The organism is Bradyrhizobium sp. UNPF46 (assembly GCF_006658625.1).
Classification (GTDB): domain Bacteria; phylum Pseudomonadota; class Alphaproteobacteria; order Rhizobiales; family Xanthobacteraceae; genus Bradyrhizobium; species Bradyrhizobium nitroreducens.
Map to the genome: position 1 here is coordinate 20,016 of NZ_LFJB01000106.1, position 22,344 is coordinate 42,359.

Genomic DNA, 22,344 nt, shown 5'->3' on the forward strand with positions numbered 1-22,344 from the left:
GCCTGGACGAAACGCGCTGTGTCCGACGCTGCTATGCCGACGGCTTACGCGAGATCCGACGCCAGACCTCGAAATCTCCCTCGGTAGCCTCGCGGGCGGCGCGGGCGTTCTTGTACAACCAGTCGCTGCGTCTTGCCTTCAAGTCCTTTGTAATCGCCGCGGCGACGTCGCCGGTCCCCGTGTGGACGGCGGCGAGGTCGGCGCCCATGGCGCGCAACTGCTCGTAACGGAGGCCGGCGGCGTCATCGTCGAGATTGATCTTGCGCGAGTCCGCCGTGAGCCGGCGAAACACGAAATGCGTGCCTTTGGCATCCGGCTCGACGTCGAGATAAGGGTCTGGCGCACGATAAGCCCCGGTCGAGAGCTCGAGGAATCTGTGCCGCCGCGACGACTTGCGGTGCGACCAGTCCCAGGCGGAGGGAACGAGTGCCTTGGCCTCGCGCACCACGCGGCCGCCGCGCCAGGTCGCGACGACGACAAAACGAGGACGCCCCAGGCTTCCGCCACCGGCCCTCCGCCGGAAGAAGGCCGCATCCTTCGCGCCGTCAGGGAGGTTGGCTACCAGCAGCTTCCGGATCGAGGGCGAGGGAGTGGCAGCCTTGAAACCGTCGACGTCCTTCCAGAACTTGCGTCGGCAACGATCCGAGCATCTGACGTAGTGCCGGATCCAGATTTCCTGCTCGTCGAGCAGCGCGGGTCGCGGTTGCCTCAGGCCAGCCCGGTAACCCTCGAGAATGGCGTTGACGGCATCGCGGCCGACAATCTTCAGCTTCGGCGCGAGTTCGGCGCTTGCGACGAGGCGGACGAGATCGAAGGCGTACGGCATGACGGCCGCTTCGTCGAAATCGTTCACGCCCCACACCCATCGCCCGTCGGCATCGCGCCACGTTCCGAAATTCTCGAGATGGATGTCGCCGACGCAAAGGGTAGATGGCGCGTCGGCCAGATCCGGGCAGATCGTCTCGATCCGTCGCGCCCAGTGATAGTAGGTCGCCCGCAGGAATGCGAACGCATTCTCGCGCATCCGCTCGTGCTTGTGTGCGAGGTCGTTTTCGACGACCTCGCACTGGCGACGAAGCCAGGTCTCGTATTCCTCGGTGTCCTCGAGAATGGACATGCGGCTCCAGGCCAAATGTTGTCCAGCGAAGCTTTATCCAGCGAAATCCAGCGAAGTGCTATTCAGCTAAGTGTTGTCCAGGAAGTAGGACGTGGTCGACAGACCCTTGCTCTCCAATTTGCTCTTCTGCCAGGTGTCGGTCAGCGAAAGCAATCCGTGCGGAACGACGTGTGCGGCGGCTTCCGCATAGGACGTGAGCTTCCCGTCGGCAATGTCCTTGCGGATCTGCTCCTCCAACCGCGCGCGCATCAGATAGTGTTCGTAGAGATCCAGCACATGCACGGCATAGGAGGTTGCCAAGTCCATGTTTCCTTGGATGATCAGAAAGTTCTCGTCGTTGCAGTAGGACGCCTTGTAACCGAGGTTGTGACTGCCGGTAATGACCGTGCAGTTCTTCTTGTCCAAGGGATCGATGACAATGATCTTGTCATGGATGATGGCGTGGCCGGCCGTGAGGAGTTCGGGCCGAAGATTGCCGAAAGGGATGCGTACCGCGGCGGCGCGCACCATCGCAACTTGAGTTCCCGGTCCGCCTGGCCACCATATCGCTGGCGGCGGCATCTTGATGGCGCCCTTTTTCGCGGGTGGCTTTTTCTCGCCTTTCTTGGGCGCCACGTAGTTCGGAAGGGCGCTGGGGTCACTGATCGCGCCGAGCACGAAACGGCCCTTGGCGGCGATCGAGGTCAGCTTATTGGCAAACCGTGTGCTCTCGCCATCATTTCCGGCCTCGGCGCCGGCGTTGGCGATCGCCTCGGTAGCGGCGTCGTTCTTGCCGGCGCCTTGGATGGCCGCGGCTTTGCCGATGATGTTGTTCACGCCGGAACGGCCCGGCATGAACACCAGGAAATAGATCGCCTTCTTGGCGTCATCCATCCGCTGATAGATTTCCTTGAGGTCGGCCGGCCGGGCGGGGCTCTTCTTCGGCACCGTCGGCTTGCTCGTATTGGGGGAGAACCAGGCCATGGCGGTGCCTGAAGAGAGCTTTTGCACCTTCCGTGGCTTCTGGTTGGCGGCCCGGATTTTGGCGCCTTGCTTGTTGGAGTCGGGCTTGGCGCCGCTCACCTTCTGGCCCTTGACGGTGATGGAAACCGGTGTGCGCGGGCTGGCGAGCTTGTCGTCCTTCAACGCGTTCCAGTAGGCGAAATAGTCGGTGGCGACGGCCGCATCGTCGATGATGATGCAATTGTTGGACTGAGCGCAGAGGCCGGTTTCCGTCCAGTTGGTGCTGCCGGTCATGACGGCCGCCGGTTTGCCATTCTTCACATAGACGGCGAGCTTGTTGTGTCCGATCCTCGCGGACGAATTGAACATCCGGTCGATCACGCGATCCTTGTCCCTGCCGGCGGCCTTGTGCAGCTTCGCCCGGGGACCGTCGTTCTCGGTATCCCAGATCACGGGCTTGCGGTTCTCCTTGTCCGTTCCCTTCGGGTTGGGATCGAGGTTGCCCGCCGTCGTCAGAATGATGTGGATGAGCTTGGACTTCATTGCGTCGACGAGGAGTTCGATCAGCTCCGGGTCGTGCAGTTCATAGAGCGCCAAATAAACCTGTCCGCCGTCTCTTCTGGCGCGGTCGATCAAGTCGCTGAGGAAGTCGTAGACGTCTCCCATCAGGAATTTTCGGATATCGGATTTGGGGTTCTTGATCTCCGCCTTCAGGGTCGCGAGGAGATGCGTCTCCTTTTGCTCGGCGGCTTTGGTGCGCTTGGCCGACGTGCCCGTGACCGCGTTTTTCAACACGGTCTTGGGCGGCGCCTTGTGGACGCTCTCCAATTGCCGGACAAGGGATTGCGTCGAGAGGATACCGTTGGTGAAGGTCGCCTTGATGCCCTTGCCGTAGGTGTGCGTCACATCGATTGCGTTCGTCCTGACAGGATCACCAATTGCCACCAGCGGATGATGCGGGCCGAGATAGCTCGGCTGCCCCTGGGCGTCCTTTGCCGACGCGGTCGGGGAAGCCGGAAGCTCCTTCTGGCTATGGTCGGCGAGCGCCACGGGGACGATTTCATAGTGGACCTTGAAATCGATCGGCCGGACCTTCGTCTTGTCACGCGACTTCCGAAGCGTCAGGTCGCGCCAGTGATAGTTCTGGATCGGCCAAACCGAGGAGTCCTGCGCATTCCAGTTCGGGTTGTTCTGATCGGTGAAGGCGATCCACGTCGGCAGAATCCGGCGCTTGCCCTTGTCTGCGCCGGTCTCGTGAACCCGCGTCACCATGAAGCCGACGCAGCCCTTGATTGCCTTTTCGACGTCCCAGGCGATGTAGGCGACTTCGCCATTGCACCACGCGCCGGCGCGCTTGATCAATTTCATGAGAATGACTCTTTAAAATGGAAAATTCAAAAACGCGGAACGCAGGCTAATCCAATGTTGAAAATAGTCAATCTGAAGTTGCGTGTTCTCATCCTGAGAACCGGGGCCGCGCCGCACGTTCCTGGCGCGTGCACGAACCTGAACCCCGGTTAGTTTCGGTCGGCGAGTGGCGCCGCGCCAACGACGTATGTCCCCAGTATTCCCGCCAACCCGCCGCATCATACGCGTGGATTCATCTACATCTCCCGCCGTCGCAAGCGACAGGCGGCGGCGGATTGCGCTAATGTGGGCCAAACAACAAACCCGGGGGAATCCGTCTTGAGCACCGCGCCGCGCGTCGACATCGACCCTGCAGCCTTCTGGGCCGATCCCTATCCGATGCTCGCCAAAATGCGCAGGGAGGCGCCGATCGCCTTCGTGCCGCAGCTCGGCTCGACGCTGCTGACCAGCCGCGACGACATCTCGATCTCCGAGAAGCAGATCGACGTGTTCTCCTCGCACCAGCCCGCGGGCCTGATGAACCGGCTGATGGGCCACAACATGATGCGCAAGGACGGCGAGGCGCATCAGGTCGAGCGCCGCGCGATGTTTCCGACGGTGTCGCCGAGGACGGTGAAGGTGCACTGGACCGCGCAGTTCCAGGCCCATGCCGACCGTATCCTCGATGCGATCGCGCCGGGACGGGTCGATTTCATGCGCGACTTTGCGCTGCCGTTCTCCGGCGAGTGCCTGAAGTCGATCACCGGCCTCACCAATATCGGCTTTGAGGACATGGACGCGTGGTCGCAAGGCATGATCGAGGGCATCGCCAATTATGCCGGCGATCCCGCAGTCGAGGCGCGCTGCCATGCAGCGACGTCGGGCATCGATGCGGCGATCGACGACATCCTGCCGGTGATGCGCAGGAATCCCGACCAGAGCATTTTGGGCGTGCTGCTCGCCTCCGGCATGCCGATGGAGAGCGTGCGTGCCAATGTCAAGCTTGCGATCTCCGGCGGTCAGAACGAGCCGCGCAAGGCGATCGCCGGCACGATATGGGCGCTGCTGACCCATCCCGACCAGCTCGACCTGGTTCTGCGCGGTGAGGTGACCTGGCTGCAGGCCTTCGAGGAATATGCCCGCTGGATTTCGCCGATCGGCATGTCGCCGCGGCGGATCGCCAAGCCGTGGAGCATCCGCGAGGTCGCCTTCGAGTCCGATGAGCGTGTGTTCCTGATGTTCGGTTCCGCCAACCGTGACGAGAAACACTTCGAGCGCGCCGACGCATTCGATGTCCGTCGCGACACCTCCAAGAGCGTCGCGTTCGGCGCCGGCCCGCATTTCTGCGCCGGCGCCTTCGCCTCCCGCGCCATGATCGCCGACGTCGCGCTGCCGACCGTGTTCGCCCGCGCCAAGAAGCTCGAGATCGCCGACGACGAGCCGGTGCGGATCGGCGGCTGGGCGTTTCGCGGCCTGCAGAACCTGCCGGTGCGATGGCAGTAGGCGCCTGCCACAACGGCGGTGTCATCGCCCGCCTTGTGCGCCCTTGCGCACTGGGGCGGGCGATCCAGTATTCCAGAGGCAGCGCGAGGGTACGAAGAGGCCGCGGCGTACTGGATTCCCCGCTTTCGCGGGGAATGACAGCGAGGTGGTGGAGGAACCTCGCGTCACACCACCTCCCGATCGTGACATTACGCTCCTGTTTCGCCCGACGGGTCAAGGTAAATTTCGGATAAAACGTAAGTCATTGTTTTCTCAGGCCCCGGCTACTGTGCATGGGGTTGTTTTCGACATTTTGAGGTCCGGTGTCTTGCTTTGCCGCGGCCGACCAGTGCGGCTCTCACATTCGCGTGCGAAAAAATTCTCTCTGCATGGTCGCCCGCGCTTGAAAGAATAATCATGCGCGCCGCCGCAGACGCAGTGCTCGCATCGCTATTTTTCCGCATGGCTCGACAGCTTCAGCAACCCGCACCATCATTCTCCGCACGTGAATGAGCAACGGCCGCACGCGGCCGGGAGTGTGGAATGCAACGTCGTGACTTTCTCAAGCTGTCGATCGGAACCGCGGCCGCTGCAGCGATTGCTTCGCCTGCGGTCGCGCAAGGCGCTGTGAAGGAAATTCGTATCGGCTACCAGAAGACGGGCGTGCTGGTGATCGCGCGCCAGCAGGCCGCCCTGGAAAAACATTTCACAGCCTTGAGCATCAATGTGAAATGGATCGAGTTCTCCTCGGGTCCGCCGATGATGGAAGCGATGAACGTCGGCAGCGTCGATTTCGGCGCGGTCGGCGATTCCCCGCCGGTGTTCGCGCAAGCCGCGGGCGCTGCGATCGTCTACGCCGCCGGTCAGCCCATCACCAACGGCCAGGGCATCCTGGTGCCCAAGGATTCGCCGATCCGCGACATTGCCGGCCTCAAGGGCAAGCGCGTCGGCTTCACCAAGGGTTCCAGCGCCCACAACATCGTGGTGCAGACGCTGGAGAAGGCCGGCCTCACCTATGCCGACATCACCCCGGTCTATCTGACGCCGCCGGATGCGGGCCCGGCCTTTGCCAATGGCAGCATCGAGGCCTGGGCGATCTGGGATCCCTATTTCGCGATCGGCGAGACCAGGCAGAACGGCCGCATCCTGATCAATGCGCGCGAGGTCACCAAGACCAATTCCTTCTACATCGCCAATCGCGAGTTCGCGAAGAACCATGGGTCGATTCTTCGGCAGATCGTCGACGTCACGACTTCGGCCGGCAGATGGGCCGAGCAGCACCGCGATGAGGTCGCCAGATCGCTCGCCGCGATCACCGGCGTCCCGCTGGACATCCAGACCGTCGCGGCCGACCGCGCCAACTTCGTCGTCGGCCCCGTCACCGATGAGATCGTCGCGACCCAGCAGGGCGTCGCCGATCGCTTTTACAAGCTCGGCCTGATCCCGAAGCCGATTCAGATCCGCGACATCGTCTGGCGCAACCCGGCAGCCTGACCGTGCCGACCAATCTCCCCATTTCAAAAGGTCTAGACATGAGACGCATCATTCATCGGCTGATCGCAGCGATCATGCTGTCGGTCGGCATCGTCGCCGCCGCCGTCGGCACCTCCTATGGCTAGTCGCCCGAGTGCATCCATGAGCAAGCAACCCAACGCCAACATCCTCTGGTTCCTGCCGACCCACGGCGACGGCCGCTATCTCGGCAGCGGCATCGGCGGCCGCGAGGTCAACTTCAACTATCTGCGCCAGATCGCGCAGGCCGCCGATCAGCTTGGCTATTACGGCGTGCTGTTGCCGACCGGGCGCTCCTGCGAGGATTCGTGGATCGTCGCCTCCAGCGTCGCGCCCTTCACCGAGCGTCTGCGCTATCTCGTCGCCGTTCGCCCCGGCCTGCAATCGCCGAGCGTAGCTGCGCGCATGGCCGCGACGCTCGATCGCGTCACGGGCGGGCGGCTGCTCGTCAACGTCGTCACCGGCGGCGATCCCGTCGAAAACAAGGGCGACGGCATCTTCCTCGGCCATGACGAGCGCTACGAGGTCACCCGCGAATTCCTCGACGTCTACAGCGACCTGCTCGCCGGCAAGACCGTCAATGTCGAGGGCAGGCACATCCATATCGAGGACGGCAAGCTGCTGTTTCCGCCGGTGCAGTCGCCGCGCCCGCCGCTCTATTTCGGCGGCTCGTCGGACGCCGGCATCGATGTCGCCGTCGACACCGTCGACAAGTACCTGACCTGGGGCGAGCCGCCGGCGCTGGTCGCCGAGAAGATCGCGAAGGTGAGGGAGGTCGCCAGCGCCCGAGGCCGCAAGCTCTCCTTCGGCATCCGCCTCCATGTCATCGTCCGTGAGACCAACGAGGAGGCCTGGCGCGCCGCCAACGATCTGATCAAGCATGTCGACGATGACACCATCGCCAAGGCGCAGAAGAACTTCGCGCGCATGGATTCCGTCGGCCAGCAGCGCATGGCGCAGCTCCACGGCGGCAAGCGCGACAAGCTCGAGATCGCCCCGAATCTGTGGGCCGGTGTCGGCCTCGTGCGCGGCGGTGCCGGCACGGCGCTGGTCGGGGACGCCCAGACGGTGGCGGCCCGCATCAGGGAGTATCAGGACATCGGCATCGATACCTTCATCATGTCGGGCTACCCGCATCTGGAGGAGGCCTATCGCTTCGCCGAGCTGGTCTTCCCGCTGCTCTCGCTGGAGCAGCCGAGCAACGTGACCCAGCTGCACTTCAACGGCGGTCCCTTCGGCGAGACGGTCGGCAACGATTTTCGTCCGCAGCACCGGGTGTCGCAGTCATGAGCCTGATCGACAGCATCTCACGTCCGCGCGCCGTCCGCCTGCCGCGCATTGACGGCCTGATCCAGTGGATCGTGCCGCTCGCCATCATCGCGATCTGGCAGCTTGCCAGCGTCACCGGCTTCGTGCCGACGCGGGTGCTGCCGGCGCCGAGCGACGTCGTGCTCTCGGGCTGGAAGCTGTTGCTGTCCGGCGAGCTGGTCCGCAACATCTGGGTCTCGTTCTGGCGCGCCTCGATCGGCTTTCTGATCGGCGGCAGCATCGGCTTCGCGTTCGGCCTCGCCAACGGCCTGTCGCAACTCTCGGCGAAGCTGACCGACACCACGTTGCAGATGGTGCGGAACGTGCCGCATTTGGCGCTGATCCCGCTGGTCATCCTCTGGTTCGGCATCGACGAGAGCGCAAAGCTGTTTCTGGTTGCGCTCGGCGTGTTCTTTCCGATCTACCTCAACACGCTGCACGGCATCCGCACCGTCGATCCGCAGCTGATCGAGATGGGCCGCATCTACGGCATGACCGACGGCGAGCTGTTTCGCCGCGTGATCTTTCCGGGCGCGCTGCCGTCGATCTTCGTCGGCATCCGCTTCGCGCTCGGCATCATGTGGCTGACCCTGATCGTCGCCGAGACCATCGCGGCGTCCTCCGGCCTCGGCTACATGGCGATGCAGGCGCGCGAGTTCATGCTGATCGACGTCGTCGTGCTCTCGATCCTGATCTACGCCCTGCTCGGCAAGCTCGCCGACAGCGCCTCCCGTGTGCTGGAGCGCTTGACGCTCTCCTGGCACCCCGCCTTCCAGAAACGTTGAGAATCACATGCAGACAGCCCTTCGGACGGCCCTTCCCGAAACCGAGCTCGCCGGCCGCGCCAATTTCGCGCCTCACGCCCGGGTGGTGCGCGAGCAGCGGCCGGTCGAGACGGGCCTGCCGCTCAGCATCCGCGGCTTGCGCAAATCCTTCGGCGACAACGAGGTGCTGCGCGGCATCGATCTGCACATCCCCGCCGGCCAGTTCGTCGCCATCGTGGGAAAAAGCGGCTGCGGCAAGAGCACGCTGCTGCGCCTGATCGCGGGCCTCGACAAGATCGACGCCGGCAGCATCAGCTTCGGCCAGGATGTTAAGCCCGAGGACATCCGCGTGATGTTCCAGGAGCCCCGGCTGCTGCCCTGGGCCCGCGTGCTCGCCAATGTCGAGGTCGGCCTCGGCCGGGACCGCGCATCACAGGACGCGGATGCGCGCGCCGAAAGGGCGTTGACCGAGGTCGGTCTCGCCGACAAGCGCCACCAATGGCCGTCGGTGCTGTCGGGCGGCCAGAAGCAGCGCGTCGCGCTCGCCCGCGCGCTGGTCTCCCGTCCGCGCGTGCTCGCCTTGGACGAGCCGCTCGGCGCGCTGGATGCGCTGACCCGCATCTCGATGCAGCGCCTCCTGGAGCGCGTCTGGCGCGACCAGGGCTTTACCGCGATCCTGGTCACCCATGACGTCGCCGAGGCGGTCGCGCTGGCGGACCGGGTGCTGGTGATCGAGGAAGGCCGCATCGCCCATGACGTCGTGGTTCATGCCGGCAGGCCGCGCGCGCGCGGCTCGGTCGAGCTCGCGGGCCTCGAAAGCTCGATCCTGAGCCACCTGTTGTCGGCGGACGATCGTACCTAAATACAGGGAACTCCCGCTCCGGGGAGCAATGCCATGAATGTAGTGCCCCGCGATCTCATGACTGAAATCCCCGTCTCGTCCGCCGATTTCCGCGGCGCCATGCGCCACCTCACCGGCGGCGTCAGCGTCATCACCGCCGGGCGGGGCAAGGACATCACCGGCATGACGGTGACCTCCGTGACCTCGCTGTCGGTCGAGCCGCCGACCCTGCTGGTCAGCATCAACCGCGATGCCTCGTCCTTCCCCCTGATCCGCCGCCACGGCGCCTTCGGCGTGAACATCCTCAATGCCGACCAGCTCGATGTCGCCGAACGTTTTGCCGGCAAGGGCGGCTTGAAGGGCCCCGATCGTTTCAAGGGTGCCGAATGGGTGACGGCGGTCTCGGGCGTTCCGCTTCTGGTCGGTGCGCTGTCTTCTTTCGATTGCGAAGTCGAGGAGATCATGGAGCGCCACTCGCACGGCATCGTCATCGGCCGTGTCAGGGACATCAGGGGGTCGACCCGCAATGCGGCGCTGGCCTATTGGCACGGCCAGTATGTGGCGGTCGACCAGGACGAGGACGCCGCCACGCTGGCCGATGTCAGCGTTCCCGCCCGCAGCCGGCGCAGCGTCTGATCGGCGCGCACAGGCTGGCCTTTTCCGCCTCGTCGCTCTAGAAGCCGGGAAGCCGTCCCGTTCGGGATGCGCCATGGAGCGGAACGATGAAGCGCATCGCGACCTTCGCCTTCTACGCCGTCGGTGCGCTCGCGATCGCCTATCTCGCGCTCTACGCCTATGCGATGTTCTCGGGCCAGCCCGTGATCATCCCCGGCGATCCCATCCACATCTTCCGCAAGCCGGATGCACCGAGTTATTCGTGACCTCTCCGTCATTCCGGGGCGCGCGTCAGCGCGAACCCGGAATCTCGAGAGTCCGGGTTCGATGCTTCGCATCGCCCCGGAATGACGCTCGACGTCACCCCCGCAAAATCGCCAGCGCGAGCGCCTGCGCGCGCGGCACGATGCTGTCGATCTCGAGATATTCCTCCGGCGTGTGCGCGAGGCCGCCGACCGGGCCGAGGCCGCAGATGGTCGGGGTGCCGACCGCGGCGGTGAAGCCGGAATCGGCGCAGCCGCCGGAGAACTCGCCCTGCAGCGTGGTGAGGCCGACCTGCCGTGCGGCCGCCTGATAGCCTTCGAATAGCGCCTTGGATTCCGCGCTCTGCACCACCGGCACGAACTCGCCCTTGATCGTCAGCGTCGCGCTCGTGCCCGGCACGTAAGACGTTGCGACGATCGTCTCGATCGCGTCCATCACCCGCGCTCGATCCGCCGGATCGACATAGCGCAGGTCGATCTGACCCTCGGCGTAGGGCGCCGTGGTGTTGACGGACTGGCCGCCCGAGACCAGGCCGACATTGAGCGTGATGCCCTTGTCGAGATCGGTCAGCGCGTGGATATGCACGATCTTGTGCGCGAGCTCACCGATCGCGCTGACGCCTGCGGCGAAATTCGCGCCGGAATGCGCGGCCTTGCCGGTGATGGTCATGTGCATGAAGATGCCGCCCTTGCGCCCCGTGACGACGTTGCCGGTGGGGCGGCCCGGCTCGGAGTTGAACACGGCGCGGGCGGAGCGGCCTTCGCGCTCGATCACGGGCCGGGAGGAGGGCGAGCCGATCTCCTCGTCCGAGGTGATCAGGAGCTTGATCGGGTGCGGGTTGCCGCCGAATTTGTGGAAGGCGGTCGCGACGAAGATGTTCATCACGACGCCGGACTTCATGTCGGCGACACCAGGTCCGTAGGCGCGGCCGTCCTTGATGGTGAAGGGACGGCGCCCGGCCTCGCCCTTGCCGAACACGGTGTCGCGATGCCCCATCAACAGCACCGGTTTTTCGTTGCTGCCGGGTTTTGCCACGTCGGCATGGATTGCATCGCCGAAGGTGGCGTTGGCCTCGCGGCGGCACGGAATGCCGTGCTCGGCAAAATGCCGCTCGAACCGCGCACCGACCGCATCGACGCCTTCCTTGTCGTAGGAGCCGGAATCGATGTTCACGACGTCGCGGAGCAGATCGATCATCGCCTGCTTCTGCGCCGCCAGCCAGTCCGTGATTTGAGCTTCAGACATGTGGTTCTCCGCGTGGTTTTCGCGGGTGGTTATAGGGCCTGGTGCAGGTGCGACCTAGTCGCCGGATGCGGCCCCCCTTTGCATTCGAAGCAGCCAAAGCCCTTTCATCGTCACCCCTGAGGTGCCCGCGAAGCGGGCCTCGAAGGGCGACGGCCCGGCTCCTTCCGCCGGGGTGCAGCTCGGCCGTGCATCCTTCGAGGCTCCCGGCGCGATGCGATTGCATCGCGCCGCTCGCGCCTCAGGATGACGGGATATATCTTGAGGTTGTTTCATTAAACTTGACAACCCAAGCGCTGCCGTCATCCTGAGGTGCGAGCCGTGCGGGGCGAAGCGCCGCGCGGAGAGCCTCGAAGGATGTTGTGATGGGCATCTACGTCTATATGCTGAGATGCGCCGACGGCTCATTCTACATCGGAAGCGCGACAGGCGAAGACACGTCAAAACGCGTCGATGAGCACAATGCGGGAGCTTATCCGGGATATATTTATTCGAGGCGCCCTGTCGTCCTCGTCTGGGCGGAGCATTTCGATCGGATCACCGACGGCGTTGCGGCCGAGCGCCAGCTCAAAGGATGGAGCCGCGCCAAGAAGGAAGCGCTCATTCGATCGGATTGGAGATTGGTGAGCCAACTTGCACAGCGGCGTGCGGGAGCACCTCGATCGAAGAAGTGAGTGTTTATACCGCGCCGGCTCGGCCGTGCATCCTTCGAGGCTCCCGGCGCGATGCGATTGCATCGCGCCGCTCGCACCTCAGGATGACGGGGCGAGCGCTGGTGCGCATGGTCAAGGAAATGCCCGGGACCAGCCCGGGCATTCGCATTTTCAACCGGCGTGGCGTCCCGCTTACGCGCCCATCATCGGCATCCGCGGATATTCGCCGGGTGCGCCCGCCGGCGGGATCGGGATGCCGCCGTCGGAATATTCGTTGAGTTTGTTGCGCAGCGTGCGGATCGAGATGCCCAGGATGTTGGCGGCATGGGTCCGGTTGCCGAGGCAGTGCTTGAGCGTCTCCAGGATCAGGTCGCGTTCGACGTCGGCGACGGTGCGGCCGACGAGAGCGCGCGTCACCTGCTCGGCGGCCATGGTGGCGTGCGCCACGGCCGGCGGGGTCTTGGCGAGGTCGAGGCGGTCGCCGTCCGGGGTCAGGATCGCGTCGGGTCCGATCTCGTCGCCCTGCGCCATCAGCACGGAGCGGTGCATGGTGTTTTCGAGCTCGCGGACGTTGCCCTGCCAGCGGTTGGTGGAGAGCACGCGGCGCGCTTCCGCCGAGATCGGGCGCACCGGCACACCGTTGGCTTCGGCGTACTTCTTCACGAAATGCTGGGCGAGCTCGAGGATGTCGAGGGGACGCTCGCGCAGCGGCGGGATCTTCAGGTTGACCACGTTGAGGCGGAACAGCAGGTCCTCGCGGAACGTGCCTTCGCGCACGGCGTCTGCCAGGTTGCGGTTCGAGGTTGCGATGATGCGGATATCGACCGGCACCGGCTTGGTGCCGCCGACGCGATCGATCACGCGCTCCTGGATGGCGCGCAGCAATTTCGACTGCAGGCGGACGTCCATCTCCGAGATTTCGTCGAGCAGCAGCGTGCCGCCGGTGGCCTCCTCGAACTTGCCGATGCGGCGCGCGATCGCGCCGGTGAAGGCGCCCTTCTCGTGGCCGAACAGCTCGGACTCCAGGAGATGCTCGGGGATCGCGGCGCAGTTGATCGAGATGAAGGGACGCTTGGCGCGCGCCGAGCGGGTGTGGACGTAGCGGGCCAGCACTTCCTTGCCGGTGCCGGATTCGCCTGTGATCATCACCGAGGCGTCGGAGCCCGCGATCTGCTGCGCCAGCTTGACGACCTTTGCCATCGCCTCGTCGCGATAGATCAGCTCGCGGGAATCGTTGGCGACGGCCGCAAGCACGGCGGCGATCAGCTCGGGATCGGGCGGCAGCGGGATGTATTCCTTGGCGCCGGCATGGATCGCCGCGACCGCGGCGCGGGCGTCGTTGGTGATGCCGCAGGCGACGATCGGGGCGTGGATGTGCTCGGCTTCGAGCCGCATCACGAGGTCGCGGATGTCGAGGGCGACGTCGACCAGCAGGAGGTCGGCGCCCTTGCCGCCGCGCAGCACGCGCATCGCCTGCTCGTGGTCCTCGGCGTGGGTCACGGTGGCGCCGTTGTCCATCGCGATCTTGGTGGCGGTGGTGAGCTGGCCCTTCAATGTGCCAACGATGAGAAGCCGCATGTCAGTCTCCTGTCCGTCTGGTCGCGCTGCCGCGCGCTATTCCCTGCAATGTCGCTAGCTGCGTTCGGCCTTGATGATTTCGGTCATGGTCACGCCGAGCTTGTCCTCGACCAGGACGACTTCGCCGCGGGCGACCAGCTTGTTGTTGACGTAGATGTCGATGGCCTCGCCGACGCGCCGGTCGAGCTCGAGCACCGTGCCGGGCCCGAGCTTCAGGAGCTCGCTGACGTCCATCTTGGAGCGGCCGAGCACGGCCGAGACCTGCACCGGAACGTCGAACACCGCCTCGAGGTCGGCGGCGGCGCGCGCCGCATATTCGTCCTCGTTGTAGCCGACGTCCGTGCCGGTCGGCGGCATCGGGCCGTTGAGATCGGGCAGCGGGACCTGTCCGTCGGTGTCGCTCATGGCTTAGCTCCCCCTGCGGGACGCGATATAGCGTCCGACCATTTCGTCGATCTTGGCTGCGATGGCGCCGCGCTCCAGCACGACGCCGCCATCGGCCCATTCGATCCGGCAATCGCCGGTGGCAATCTCCGGCTCGGCCAGGATCACCAGCCGGCCCTCGAAGCCGCTCTGCTTGGCGAGCCGCTCGATCTTGTCGCGGGCGGCGTCGTAGAGCGCATCGTTGATGCGAACGACCAGATGCGGCGTGGCGACCAGATGCGAGAAGCAGTCTTTGACCAGCGCGACGATCTCGCCGAGCGGCTCGGCGGCGACCAGATCGGCGCACAGCTTGCGCGCGACCGCGACCGCGACGTCGACCGCCTCGGTTTCCATCTTGGATTCGATGTTGCCGATGCCGGCGGCGATGCCGCGGATGCCGATGTTGATCTCTTCCATCGCGAGGGCGACGCGGCGGTCGCTCTCGGCTTTGGCTTCGCGCTGGCCGGCGGCAAAGCCTTCCTGATAGGCGCGCGCCTCGGCTTCCGCGACCCTCGCGGCGATCTCGGCGGCGGTTGCGGCCTTCTCGCGCGTCGTCCGCTCCGGCGCCGCGAAGTCGGTATCGAACAGGAATTTGGCGGGAGCTGCCATCAATACACCAGTTCGTCGTCGGCGCGGTTCTTGGTCAGCATGATCTCACCCTTGGCGGCGAGATCCTTGGCGAGGTTGACCAGCAGCGCCTGGGCCTCGTCGACGTCGCGCAGGCGGACCGGGCCCATCGCCGCCATGTCGTCCTGGAGCATCTTGGCCGCGCGCGAGGACATGTTGCCGAAGAAGAAGTTGCGGACGTCCTCGTTGGCGCTCTTGAGCGCGACGCCGAGCTTGTCCTTGTCGACGTTGCGCATCAGCGTCTGGGCCGAGCCGGAATCGAGCTTCACGAGGTCGTCGAAGGTGAACATCAGCGCCTTGATGCGCTCGGCCGATTCGCGGTTGTCCTCTTCCAGCGAGGTGATGAAGCGGGTTTCGGTCTGGCGGTCGAAATTGTTGAAGATCTCCGCCATCACCTCGTGGGCGTCGCGGCGGCGGGTCTGCGACAGATTGGACATGAATTCGGTGCGCAGCGTCTTCTCCACGCTCTCGATCACCTCCTTCTGCACCGCCTCCATCTTCAGCATGCGGTTGACGACGTCGAGCGCGAGGTCTTCGGGGAAGATGCCGAGCACGCGAGCGGCGTGTTCCGGCTTCAGCTTCGACAGCACCACCGCGATGGTCTGCGGGTATTCGTTCTTGAGATAGTTCGCGAGCACCTCTTCCTGCACGTTGGAGAGCTTTTCCCACATGTTGCGGCCCGCGGGGCCGCGGATCTCGTCCATGATGCCGTTGACGCGCTCCGGCGGCAGGTACTGCTGCAGCAGGCGTTCGGTGGCGTCGAAATTGCCCATCAGTGCGCCGGATGCCGACATGCGCGAGACGAATTCGAGCAGCATATCCTCGACCGTGTCGACCTCGACGGTGCCGAGCGTCGACATCTCCAGCGAGAGCTGGCGCACCTCGTCGTCGTCGAGCAACGACCAGATCTTGCCGCCATACTGCTCGCCCAGCGCCAGCATCAGGATCGCGGCGCGCTTCGGTCCGGCCAATTGCTCGGTCGTCTTGCCGTCCTTGGCGCGGGTGTTGGCACGCTGGCCGAGCGTGGAGATCACGCTGGTGATGTCGTTGCTGTTGGCGTTTTGCAGTGTGGCGGCCATGTCAGATCACTTCTCGTATCACTTTGCGGATTCGCTCAGCCATTGGCGGACGATGGCGACGGTTTCGTTGGGATTGCGCTCGGCGAGTTCGCCGACGCGGTGCACGGACTGGGCGTGGACCTGGCCCTGGATGGTGGCGACGTCGATCGCGCTGGCGGCGCCGCTCGGCAGCAGCGGCTGGGTGGCCGGCGCGGCCTCTTCGGAAGCCGCGGGGCCGGAGAGCACGCCGGAGATGGCGGCGGCGACCTCGTCGGAGGCGAGGATGCGCTTGACCAGCGGGCGGATCACCAGGAACAGCACGACGAGGCCGAGCAGCATCATCACGCCGAGCTCGACGAAGTACATGACGTCGTCCTTGGTGAACTGCAGCATGCCGAGGAAGCCGGAGGGCTCCGCGATCGGCGCGGTGGAGGGGGCGTCGGCAAAGCGGAGGTTGACGACCTCGACCTGGTCGCCGCGCTTCTGGTCGAAGCCGATCGCCGAGCGCACCAGGGTCGCGATGCGGTCGAGCTGCTCCTTGGTGCGGTCGGTGTAGGCGAGCTCGCCCTTGTCGTTCTTGGTGTAGATGCCGTCGACCAGCACCGCGACCGAGATGCGGTTGACCCGGCCCGCCTCGGTCACTTCGGTCTTGGTGGTGCGGGAGATCTCGTAATTGTTGGTCTCTTCGGTCTTCTTGCTCTGGTCCTTGGCCGCGACGCCGTTGTTCTGCTGGTTGCCGGGCAGCTCGTTGTTGACCGTGACCTGGCCGTTGTTGTCGGCGGTCATGCTCTGCTCTTCGCGGGTCTGGCTCGAGCGCAGCACGCGGCCCTCGGGATCGTACTTGTCCGAGGTCTGGGTGACCTTGTTGAAGTCGAAATCGGCGGAGAGCTGGACGCGGGCGCGGCCCGAGCCGACCACGGAGGAGACGATGTCCTCGACCTGCTTGCGCATCCGCTTCTCGAAGGCGGTGCGGCGCTCGTCGCCGATCTGCTGGTCCGGATCGCTCTGGGCGCCGTCGGCGAGCAGCTGGCCGGCCTCGTCGACGATCGAGACGCGCTGGGGCTTCAGGCCGTTGACGGCGGAGGCGACGAGGTGGCGGATGGCGCGGATCTGCTGGGCTTCCAGCGAGCCGCGGACGCGGACCACGATCGAGGCCGAGGGCTCGGGCGCCTCGCGCGCAAACAGCGGGCGCTCGGGCAGAACCAGATGGACGCGGGCGGCCTGGATGCGGTCGATGGCGCGGATGGTGCGGGCGAGCTCGCCTTCGAGGGCGCGCAGGTGATTGATGTTCTGGACGAAGGAGGTGGTGCCGAGCGCGTCCGATTTGTCGAACACCTCGTAGCCGACGCCGCCGCCCTTGGGCAGGCCACCCTCGGCGAGCTTCATTCTGAGGCGCGTGACCTTGTCCTTGGGCACCATGATGATGGAGCCCTCATTGCGGATCTCGAACTGGATGCCTTGGCGCTCCAGGTCCTTGATAATGCTCGAGGAATCCTCGACGCTGAGGTCCGTGAACAGCGTCGTCATCTGCGGCGTGGTGACGCGCATGATGACGAACGCGAAAAAGCCGATGAGCGCGGCGGTGACCGCGAGCATCGCCCCGAACCGGGCGGCTCCGATACTTTTCAAAAAGTCCGCAAGACCTTGCAAGCAACCGCCCCAACAGATTCGGCCGCTTTCACCGGAAAGGCCGACTGGGCAATTATTGCCTAGGTGATGGTTTCGATATGGTTAACGAAGGTTAAGAGGTCGTACAAAATCGCGAACATGAAAAAAATCGGCCTCGCGGGGCGAGGCCGATTTTCGTCAAAAGCCGCAGATTTCCGGATCGCTTACTGGCGATATTGCTGAATGCGGGTGGTGCGAAGACCCGCCAGACCATGCTGGTCGATGGAAAACTGCCAGGAGAGGAATTCGTCGACCGTCAGGGTATAACGGCTGCAGGCCTCCTCGAGCGAGAGAAGTCCACCACGCACGGCGGCGACGACTTCGGCCTTGCGGCGGATGACCCAGCGTTTGGTGCCGGGTGCTGGCAGATCCGCGATCGTCAACGGACTGCCGTCCGGCCCGATGACGTATTTTACCCTCGGGCGATGGGGTTCTGTCATGGCGTACTCACAAACTCTCAACCACTGAACTCACGCCGTAACCGTAACCCCCGCGGCTTAAAAATCCGCTAAGCCTAAGGCTTCAATACAATTCTCGTTGAAAATGGCCGAAGCGGCGCCGTCTCGGCCGGCGGGACGGGGGCGTCCGGGCCGGTCGAGGGGGTCTTTGTAAATACTTTACTAACGAATGGAGCCTGCGCGCGGTGGCGCGAGGCCCTCAGCTGTCATCCCGGGGCGCGCGGAGCGCGAGCCCGGGATCCATGCCGCATGATCTCTCGATGAGGCGCGGTCGCAGTACCAAGAAAAACTTCCTAACTACGAGTCTTCGCCAAATGTTGTCCTGGGGTTATGGATCCCCGCCCCCGTGCGCAATTGCGCAACTAGGCGGGGATGACAGCGAGTGTGTGGCGAGCCCTCGCGCCCCTTTAATTGCTGCCGGTCGCGATGATGCTCTTGACCTGGCTGAGCGTGTAGCTGGCGCCATCGATGGTCAGCAGCGGCGGCGACTGGGTCAGGTCGACGGACGACACGGTGCCCTGCACCTGCGCTGCGATGCCGACATTGTTGTTCGCCACGTCCTTGCCGGTTGCCGAGATCGTGTACTTGCCGTCGGGCCATTGCGTGCCGTCATTGCCCTGGCCGTTCCAGGTGAAGGGAACGTCGGTGCCGGCGGCGGCGGTGTATTTGCCGGTGAACACGGTCTGGCCGCTGGCATTGGCGACGGTGATCTCGACGGTCGAATCCGTGGGCACGTTGAGATGCCAGGTGGCCGAGGAGTTCTTCATGGTCGCGGTCGAGCCGTCGACCAGGGCGGTCTTGCCGACGAAGCCCAGCGCCTGGGTCGCCTGCGTGGTCTGCTGCAGGGTGACGAGCTGGGACAGCGCATCGTTGGTCTTGAGCTGCTGCTCGACGCCCGCGAACTGCACCAGCTGCTGGGTGAACTGGTTGGTGTCGAGCGGATCCAGCGGGTTCTGGTTCTGCAACTGCGTGGTCAGCAGCGTCAGGAAGGTCTGGAAGTTGCCGGCGAGCGTCGATCCCGTGGTCGAGCTCAGCGAGTTCGACGAGGAGGATTTTGGCAGCTCGGTCGTCCCGGAGACGACGGAGGGGGCGGTGGCGGCATTCGTGGTGGTCATGATCGAATACTCCTCACACTCTGATGTCGACGCCGCTGCTCGAACCGAGCATGCGGCCGTAGCTGCGTCCCACGGGCGCGGCGGAAACGCCGTCGTCCTCGCTGATGATCAGCCGGCGGGCATTGCCGCCATTGTCGTTGCTCTGGCCGGAATTCTGGCCCGATGAATTCTGGTCGCGCAGGCTGAACGACAATCCGTTGCTGCCGGTCTTGAGGCCGGCATCGTCGAGCGCGCGCTGCAATTGCGGCGCGTCCTGGCGCAGCATCTGCAGCGTCTCCGGCTTCTCCACGGTGAGATGCGAGGTGACGTTGCCGGCGCGGTCGACGTTGATGCGCACATCGATGCGGCCGAGCTCGGCCGGATCGAGGCTGATGTCGAAGCGGGATTTGCCGGAGCGGATCGCGGCCGCGATCTCGACCGGCACGCCGTTGATCGGCACGGCCGTGTTGGTGGCGGCGGTCGCGGTCAGCGTCGCGGTCGATGCGGACGCGGTCGAGGTGGTGTTCGTCAGCGGCGCCTGCACGGCCGAAGCGGCCTGGGCGTTGGTGTCGGTCGGGGTGACCAGACCTTGCGTGCCTGCATGAGCGGGCGTGGTCGGCGCGCCCTGGGTCGCGTCGGCGGTGCGGTCGGCCGCACCCGGCTTGGTCTCGGTCGCTGCGCCGTCTGCCTGCGGCTTGGCGACTTGCGGATGCGCGGCGGCATTGGCGGTCGCGGCGCCCGGCGCCTGCGCGGTGGCAGCGTTCGCCTTGCCGGTGTCCTGCCCGATATTGGAGACGTCGGACTGTCCTTGCGCAGTGGCGACGGCGGCCTGGAACGAGGTCTTCGGCGTGCCCTGATTGGCGGGGACCAGTCCGGCACTCGGCTTGGTGTCGGTCGCGGCCGCATCGGTTGCGCCGGTGGCGGCATCGCCCAGCGCCGCCGAGGTGTCGGCGTCGACCTTGGCGCCGGCGGTCTTGGCGCTCTTGTCGCCCGGCGTGGCGGTGTCGGTCTTGCCGCCCGCGATCTGCGCCGCGGTCGAGGCGCTGGCGGCGATGCCGGCGGCGGCAATCGTCAGCGGTGAGGAGGTGGCGGCCTGGTTCGTCGCGGCGTTCGCATCGGTCGGGACGCTAGGTGCGGCAACCACGATCGCGTTCGGATCAGGCACGGCGGCCTGCGCCGCGTCGGCTGGCGCGGTTGCCGCGGCATCGACGGCGGCGGCGAGCCCATTGGTGGCCTCGGCCTTGTCGCCCTTGGTCTCGTCGGCCGATTTGGCGTCCGACGTCTCGGACTTGTCCTTGGCCTTATCCTTGGCCTGGAGCTTGTCTTTGTTGGCGTCCTTGGCCGGATCGGTGGTTGTGTCGCTCGCCTTGTCGTCCCTGGCGGGGGCGGACGTGTCGGTGTCGTCGCTCGCCTTGCTCTGCGCGGGTTGATCCGTCGACGAGGTGTCGCGCGGGCCCTTGTCGGCAGAGGACGAATCGCTCCGCCGCGGCGCGCTGTCCTGCGCGGCGTCCTTGGTGCTGATCGCCTGGGTGTTGCTGTCGACCAGCGACCCGAAGGAGTCGGGCGCCTGCTGCGTGTCCTTGGTGCTCTGCGACCGGGCAGGCTTTTGCTGCGTGCTCGAGACTTGCACGCTGGCCACGACATCTGACGTACGACTGACCACAGGCGACCCCTTGGAAACAAACTTCGGCATCAAGGGGAGCAAGGAGCGGGCCAGTGCCGCATAATGTAATTTTATATAGTAAAATCAATGGTTTGAAGATTCGTGATCGAGCCTGCGGGGCCCGCCGCAACCCCGCCATTTCTGCCTCCCCGGCAAGAATTGCCCTAAGCTGGCCGCCGTGCGTGATTGCTTCACCGGAATGCCGCCTATATTAAAGAGGTTACTCTCAGCCGCTTTCGACCGGGCAGCCGTGCCTTTCGGGAACCGAAGTTCCCGGGGATCGCCGATGTCCCGCGAGAGGCAAGAAATCGCGGATCGCCGCACGCCGCCGTCACAACCCCTTAAGGCCCATGCTCAACAGTCTGGATCTCGAAGGCCGTCCTGAGGACACCAGGGTCGTCGTCGCCATGTCGGGCGGCGTCGATTCCTCGACGACGGCTGCGCTTCTGAAGGCGGAAGGCTACGACGTCGTCGGCATCACGCTGCAGCTCTACGACCACGGCGCTGCGACCCACCGCAAGGGCGCCTGCTGCGCCGGCCAGGACATCCACGACGCACGCGACGTCGCCGCCAAGCTCGGCATTCCCCATTACGTGCTCGACTACGAGGATCGCTTTCGCGAATCCGTCATCGACAATTTCGCCGACAGCTACGCGCTCGGCGAGACGCCGGTGCCGTGCATCGAGTGCAACCGCTCGGTAAAATTCCGCGATCTGCTGAAGACCGCGCGCGAGCTCGGGGCGCAGGCGCTTGCCACCGGCCATTACGTCGCCTCGCGCCGCCGCGAGGACGGCTCGCGCGCGCTGGTCTGCGCGGCCGACGCCGACCGCGACCAGAGCTATTTCCTGTTCGCGACGACGCAAGAGCAGCTCGACTTCCTGCGCTTCCCGCTCGGCGACATGACCAAGCCCGAGACGCGCGAGCTCGCGCGCCGCTTTGGCCTTAGCGTCGCCGACAAGCACGACAGCCAGGACATCTGCTTTGTGCCGACCGGCCGCTACACCGACATCATCACCCGCCTGCGGCCGAACGCGATGGACCCCGGCGAGATCGTCGATCTCGAGGGCCGCGTGCTCGGCCGGCACAACGGCATCGCCAATTTCACCGTCGGCCAGCGCCGCGGCCTCGGCATCGCCGCCCACGCGCCGCTGTTCGTGGTGCGGCTGGAGGCAGCTCACCGCCGTGTCGTCGTCGGCCCGCGCGATGCCCTGAAGATGCATCGCATCGCGCTTCGCGACGTCAACTGGATCGGCGGCGGCGACATCGACCGCGCCATCGGCGGCGGCCTCGAGCTGTTCGTGCGCGTGCGTTCGACACGCGCGCCGCAGCCGGCGTGGCTGCGCGGCAGCGATGGCCATTACGAGGTCGAGCTCGTCGCCGGCGAAGAGGGCGTCTCGCCCGGCCAGGCCTGCGTGTTCTACGATGCCCCTTCTGGGCAGGCGCGCGTGCTCGGCGGCGGCTTCATTCAAAGCGCCGCCGCGAAGGTCGGAGCCGCGCCATCGCGCCCGCTCGCGGAAGCCGTGCGCGGCTAATCATCATGAGATCGGACCGCATTCTCGCGACACCGGAGGTGCGCCCCCTCTCCCGCCTGCGGGAGAGGGTTGGGGAGAGGGCTCTCTCAACACGCGATATATTGCGAGCGGAAAGAACCCTCACCCGCCACGCTCTTGCGAGCGTGGCGACCTCTC

Annotated in this window: 20 protein-coding genes and 1 pseudogene; 10 read left to right on the forward strand and 11 right to left on the reverse strand. The window is 65.3% G+C overall.

The window, feature by feature from the left end; translation table 11 throughout:
• Nucleotides 1–31: 31 nt before the first annotated feature.
• Complete coding sequence (locus tag UNPF46_RS34335) at nt 32–1,117, reverse strand: DUF2252 family protein (protein WP_142253024.1); 1,086 nt, start codon at nt 1,115–1,117, stop codon at nt 32–34.
• 66 nt (nt 1,118–1,183) lie between these two features.
• On the reverse strand, nt 1,184–3,427 hold the full coding sequence (locus UNPF46_RS38460; RefSeq protein ID WP_246668804.1) for a phospholipase D-like domain-containing protein: 2,244 nt from the start codon (nt 3,425–3,427) through the stop codon (nt 1,184–1,186).
• 318 nt (nt 3,428–3,745) lie between these two features.
• Here UNPF46_RS38460 and UNPF46_RS34345 point away from each other — a divergent pair, with 318 nt between their 5' ends.
• The 8 genes and pseudogenes from UNPF46_RS34345 to UNPF46_RS38045 all read left to right on the forward strand — a co-directional run bounded on the left by UNPF46_RS34345 (nt 3,746) and on the right by UNPF46_RS38045 (nt 10,194).
• Nucleotides 3,746–4,909, forward strand: coding sequence for a cytochrome P450 (locus UNPF46_RS34345; protein ID WP_142253025.1), 1,164 nt, complete (start codon nt 3,746–3,748; stop codon nt 4,907–4,909).
• Between the two features lie 522 nt (nt 4,910–5,431).
• On the forward strand, nt 5,432–6,382 hold the full coding sequence (locus tag UNPF46_RS34350) for a sulfonate ABC transporter substrate-binding protein (RefSeq protein ID WP_142253026.1): 951 nt from the start codon (nt 5,432–5,434) through the stop codon (nt 6,380–6,382).
• 2 nt (nt 6,383–6,384) lie between these two features.
• A complete protein-coding gene (locus UNPF46_RS38585) occupies nt 6,385–6,507 on the forward strand; it encodes a hypothetical protein (protein WP_283811685.1) in 123 nt (40 codons plus the stop codon).
• 16 nt (nt 6,508–6,523) lie between these two features.
• Nucleotides 6,524–7,690 (forward strand): FMNH2-dependent alkanesulfonate monooxygenase, encoded by a 1,167-nt coding sequence (gene ssuD / locus UNPF46_RS34355; RefSeq protein ID WP_142253027.1) that lies wholly within the window; start codon nt 6,524–6,526, stop codon nt 7,688–7,690.
• On the forward strand, nt 7,687–8,493 hold the full coding sequence (gene ssuC / locus UNPF46_RS34360; RefSeq protein WP_100176415.1) for an aliphatic sulfonate ABC transporter permease SsuC: 807 nt from the start codon (nt 7,687–7,689) through the stop codon (nt 8,491–8,493). Before ssuD ends, ssuC begins: the two co-directional genes overlap by 4 nt.
• A gap of 205 nt (nt 8,494–8,698) precedes the next feature.
• Nucleotides 8,699–9,334, forward strand: a pseudogene (locus UNPF46_RS34365) (ABC transporter ATP-binding protein); the annotation flags it as partial.
• Nucleotides 9,335–9,367: 33 nt separating this feature from the next.
• Nucleotides 9,368–9,949 carry a flavin reductase family protein gene (locus UNPF46_RS34370; protein ID WP_142253029.1) on the forward strand — a complete coding sequence of 194 codons (582 nt, stop codon included), beginning with the start codon at nt 9,368–9,370 and terminating at the stop codon, nt 9,947–9,949.
• Between the two features lie 86 nt (nt 9,950–10,035).
• Nucleotides 10,036–10,194: a hypothetical protein gene (locus UNPF46_RS38045; RefSeq protein WP_164718287.1), complete on the forward strand. Its 159-nt coding sequence runs from the start codon at nt 10,036–10,038 to the stop codon at nt 10,192–10,194.
• A 94-nt stretch (nt 10,195–10,288) separates the two neighbouring features.
• On the opposite strand, the gene UNPF46_RS34375 is transcribed toward UNPF46_RS38045, so the two are convergent.
• Entirely contained in the window at nt 10,289–11,437 is a 1,149-nt protein-coding gene (locus UNPF46_RS34375) for a M20 family metallopeptidase (RefSeq protein ID WP_142253030.1), read from the reverse strand.
• A 362-nt stretch (nt 11,438–11,799) separates the two neighbouring features.
• Between UNPF46_RS34375 and UNPF46_RS34380 the strand changes: the two genes are divergently transcribed.
• A complete protein-coding gene (locus UNPF46_RS34380; RefSeq protein ID WP_142253031.1) occupies nt 11,800–12,108 on the forward strand; it encodes a GIY-YIG nuclease family protein in 309 nt (102 codons plus the stop codon).
• A 171-nt stretch (nt 12,109–12,279) separates the two neighbouring features.
• Here UNPF46_RS34380 and flbD read toward each other — a convergent pair whose 3' ends face one another.
• The 8 genes from flbD to UNPF46_RS34420 form a co-directional block, all read right to left on the reverse strand.
• Complete coding sequence (gene flbD, locus UNPF46_RS34385) at nt 12,280–13,665, reverse strand: sigma-54-dependent transcriptional regulator FlbD (RefSeq protein WP_142253032.1); 1,386 nt, start codon at nt 13,663–13,665, stop codon at nt 12,280–12,282.
• Between the two features lie 54 nt (nt 13,666–13,719).
• Nucleotides 13,720–14,070 (reverse strand): flagellar motor switch protein FliN, encoded by a 351-nt coding sequence (gene fliN, locus UNPF46_RS34390; protein ID WP_100176409.1) that lies wholly within the window; start codon nt 14,068–14,070, stop codon nt 13,720–13,722.
• 3 nt (nt 14,071–14,073) lie between these two features.
• Nucleotides 14,074–14,697, reverse strand: coding sequence for a FliH/SctL family protein (locus UNPF46_RS34395; RefSeq protein ID WP_100176408.1), 624 nt, complete (start codon nt 14,695–14,697; stop codon nt 14,074–14,076).
• Entirely contained in the window at nt 14,697–15,794 is a 1,098-nt protein-coding gene (fliG, locus tag UNPF46_RS34400; protein WP_100176407.1) for a flagellar motor switch protein FliG, read from the reverse strand. Before fliG ends, UNPF46_RS34395 begins: the two co-directional genes overlap by 1 nt.
• Nucleotides 15,795–15,812: 18 nt before the next feature.
• Nucleotides 15,813–17,423, reverse strand: coding sequence for a flagellar basal-body MS-ring/collar protein FliF (gene fliF / locus UNPF46_RS34405; RefSeq protein WP_142253033.1), 1,611 nt, complete (start codon nt 17,421–17,423; stop codon nt 15,813–15,815).
• Nucleotides 17,424–17,605: 182 nt separating this feature from the next.
• Nucleotides 17,606–17,881, reverse strand: a complete 276-nt coding sequence (gene sciP / locus UNPF46_RS34410; protein WP_002714638.1) for a CtrA inhibitor SciP — start codon at nt 17,879–17,881, stop codon at nt 17,606–17,608.
• 425 nt (nt 17,882–18,306) lie between these two features.
• A complete protein-coding gene (locus UNPF46_RS34415) occupies nt 18,307–19,014 on the reverse strand; it encodes a flagellar hook assembly protein FlgD (RefSeq protein ID WP_142253034.1) in 708 nt (235 codons plus the stop codon).
• A 13-nt stretch (nt 19,015–19,027) separates the two neighbouring features.
• Nucleotides 19,028–20,656, reverse strand: coding sequence for a flagellar hook-length control protein FliK (locus UNPF46_RS34420; RefSeq protein WP_142253035.1), 1,629 nt, complete (start codon nt 20,654–20,656; stop codon nt 19,028–19,030).
• A gap of 350 nt (nt 20,657–21,006) precedes the next feature.
• On the opposite strand from UNPF46_RS34420, the gene mnmA reads away from it, so the two are divergent.
• Nucleotides 21,007–22,188 (forward strand): tRNA 2-thiouridine(34) synthase MnmA, encoded by a 1,182-nt coding sequence (gene mnmA, locus UNPF46_RS34425; protein ID WP_100176403.1) that lies wholly within the window; start codon nt 21,007–21,009, stop codon nt 22,186–22,188.
• Nucleotides 22,189–22,344 lie beyond the last annotated feature (156 nt).

What these genes read in the sequence shown, in the direction of transcription:
- UNPF46_RS34350 (WP_142253026.1), top strand. Translation starts at nt 5,432, where the DNA reads ATGCAACGTCGTGACTTTCTCAAGCTGTCGATCGGAACCGCGGCCGCT.
- mnmA (WP_100176403.1), top strand. Translation starts at nt 21,007, where the DNA reads ATGCTCAACAGTCTGGATCTCGAAGGCCGTCCTGAGGACACCAGGGTC.
- UNPF46_RS34375 (WP_142253030.1), bottom strand. Translation starts at nt 11,437, where the DNA reads ATGTCTGAAGCTCAAATCACGGACTGGCTGGCGGCGCAGAAGCAGGCG.
- UNPF46_RS34370 (WP_142253029.1), top strand. Translation starts at nt 9,368, where the DNA reads ATGAATGTAGTGCCCCGCGATCTCATGACTGAAATCCCCGTCTCGTCC.
- UNPF46_RS34380 (WP_142253031.1), top strand. Translation starts at nt 11,800, where the DNA reads ATGGGCATCTACGTCTATATGCTGAGATGCGCCGACGGCTCATTCTAC.
- UNPF46_RS34395 (WP_100176408.1), bottom strand. Translation starts at nt 14,697, where the DNA reads ATGGCAGCTCCCGCCAAATTCCTGTTCGATACCGACTTCGCGGCGCCG.
- fliG (WP_100176407.1), bottom strand. Translation starts at nt 15,794, where the DNA reads ATGGCCGCCACACTGCAAAACGCCAACAGCAACGACATCACCAGCGTG.
- ssuC (WP_100176415.1), top strand. Translation starts at nt 7,687, where the DNA reads ATGAGCCTGATCGACAGCATCTCACGTCCGCGCGCCGTCCGCCTGCCG.
- flbD (WP_142253032.1), bottom strand. Translation starts at nt 13,665, where the DNA reads ATGCGGCTTCTCATCGTTGGCACATTGAAGGGCCAGCTCACCACCGCC.
- sciP (WP_002714638.1), bottom strand. Translation starts at nt 17,881, where the DNA reads ATGACAGAACCCCATCGCCCGAGGGTAAAATACGTCATCGGGCCGGAC.
- UNPF46_RS38045 (WP_164718287.1), top strand. Translation starts at nt 10,036, where the DNA reads ATGAAGCGCATCGCGACCTTCGCCTTCTACGCCGTCGGTGCGCTCGCG.
- fliN (WP_100176409.1), bottom strand. Translation starts at nt 14,070, where the DNA reads ATGAGCGACACCGACGGACAGGTCCCGCTGCCCGATCTCAACGGCCCG.
- UNPF46_RS34415 (WP_142253034.1), bottom strand. Translation starts at nt 19,014, where the DNA reads ATGACCACCACGAATGCCGCCACCGCCCCCTCCGTCGTCTCCGGGACG.
- ssuD (WP_142253027.1), top strand. Translation starts at nt 6,524, where the DNA reads ATGAGCAAGCAACCCAACGCCAACATCCTCTGGTTCCTGCCGACCCAC.
- UNPF46_RS38460 (WP_246668804.1), bottom strand. Translation starts at nt 3,427, where the DNA reads ATGAAATTGATCAAGCGCGCCGGCGCGTGGTGCAATGGCGAAGTCGCC.
- UNPF46_RS34335 (WP_142253024.1), bottom strand. Translation starts at nt 1,117, where the DNA reads ATGTCCATTCTCGAGGACACCGAGGAATACGAGACCTGGCTTCGTCGC.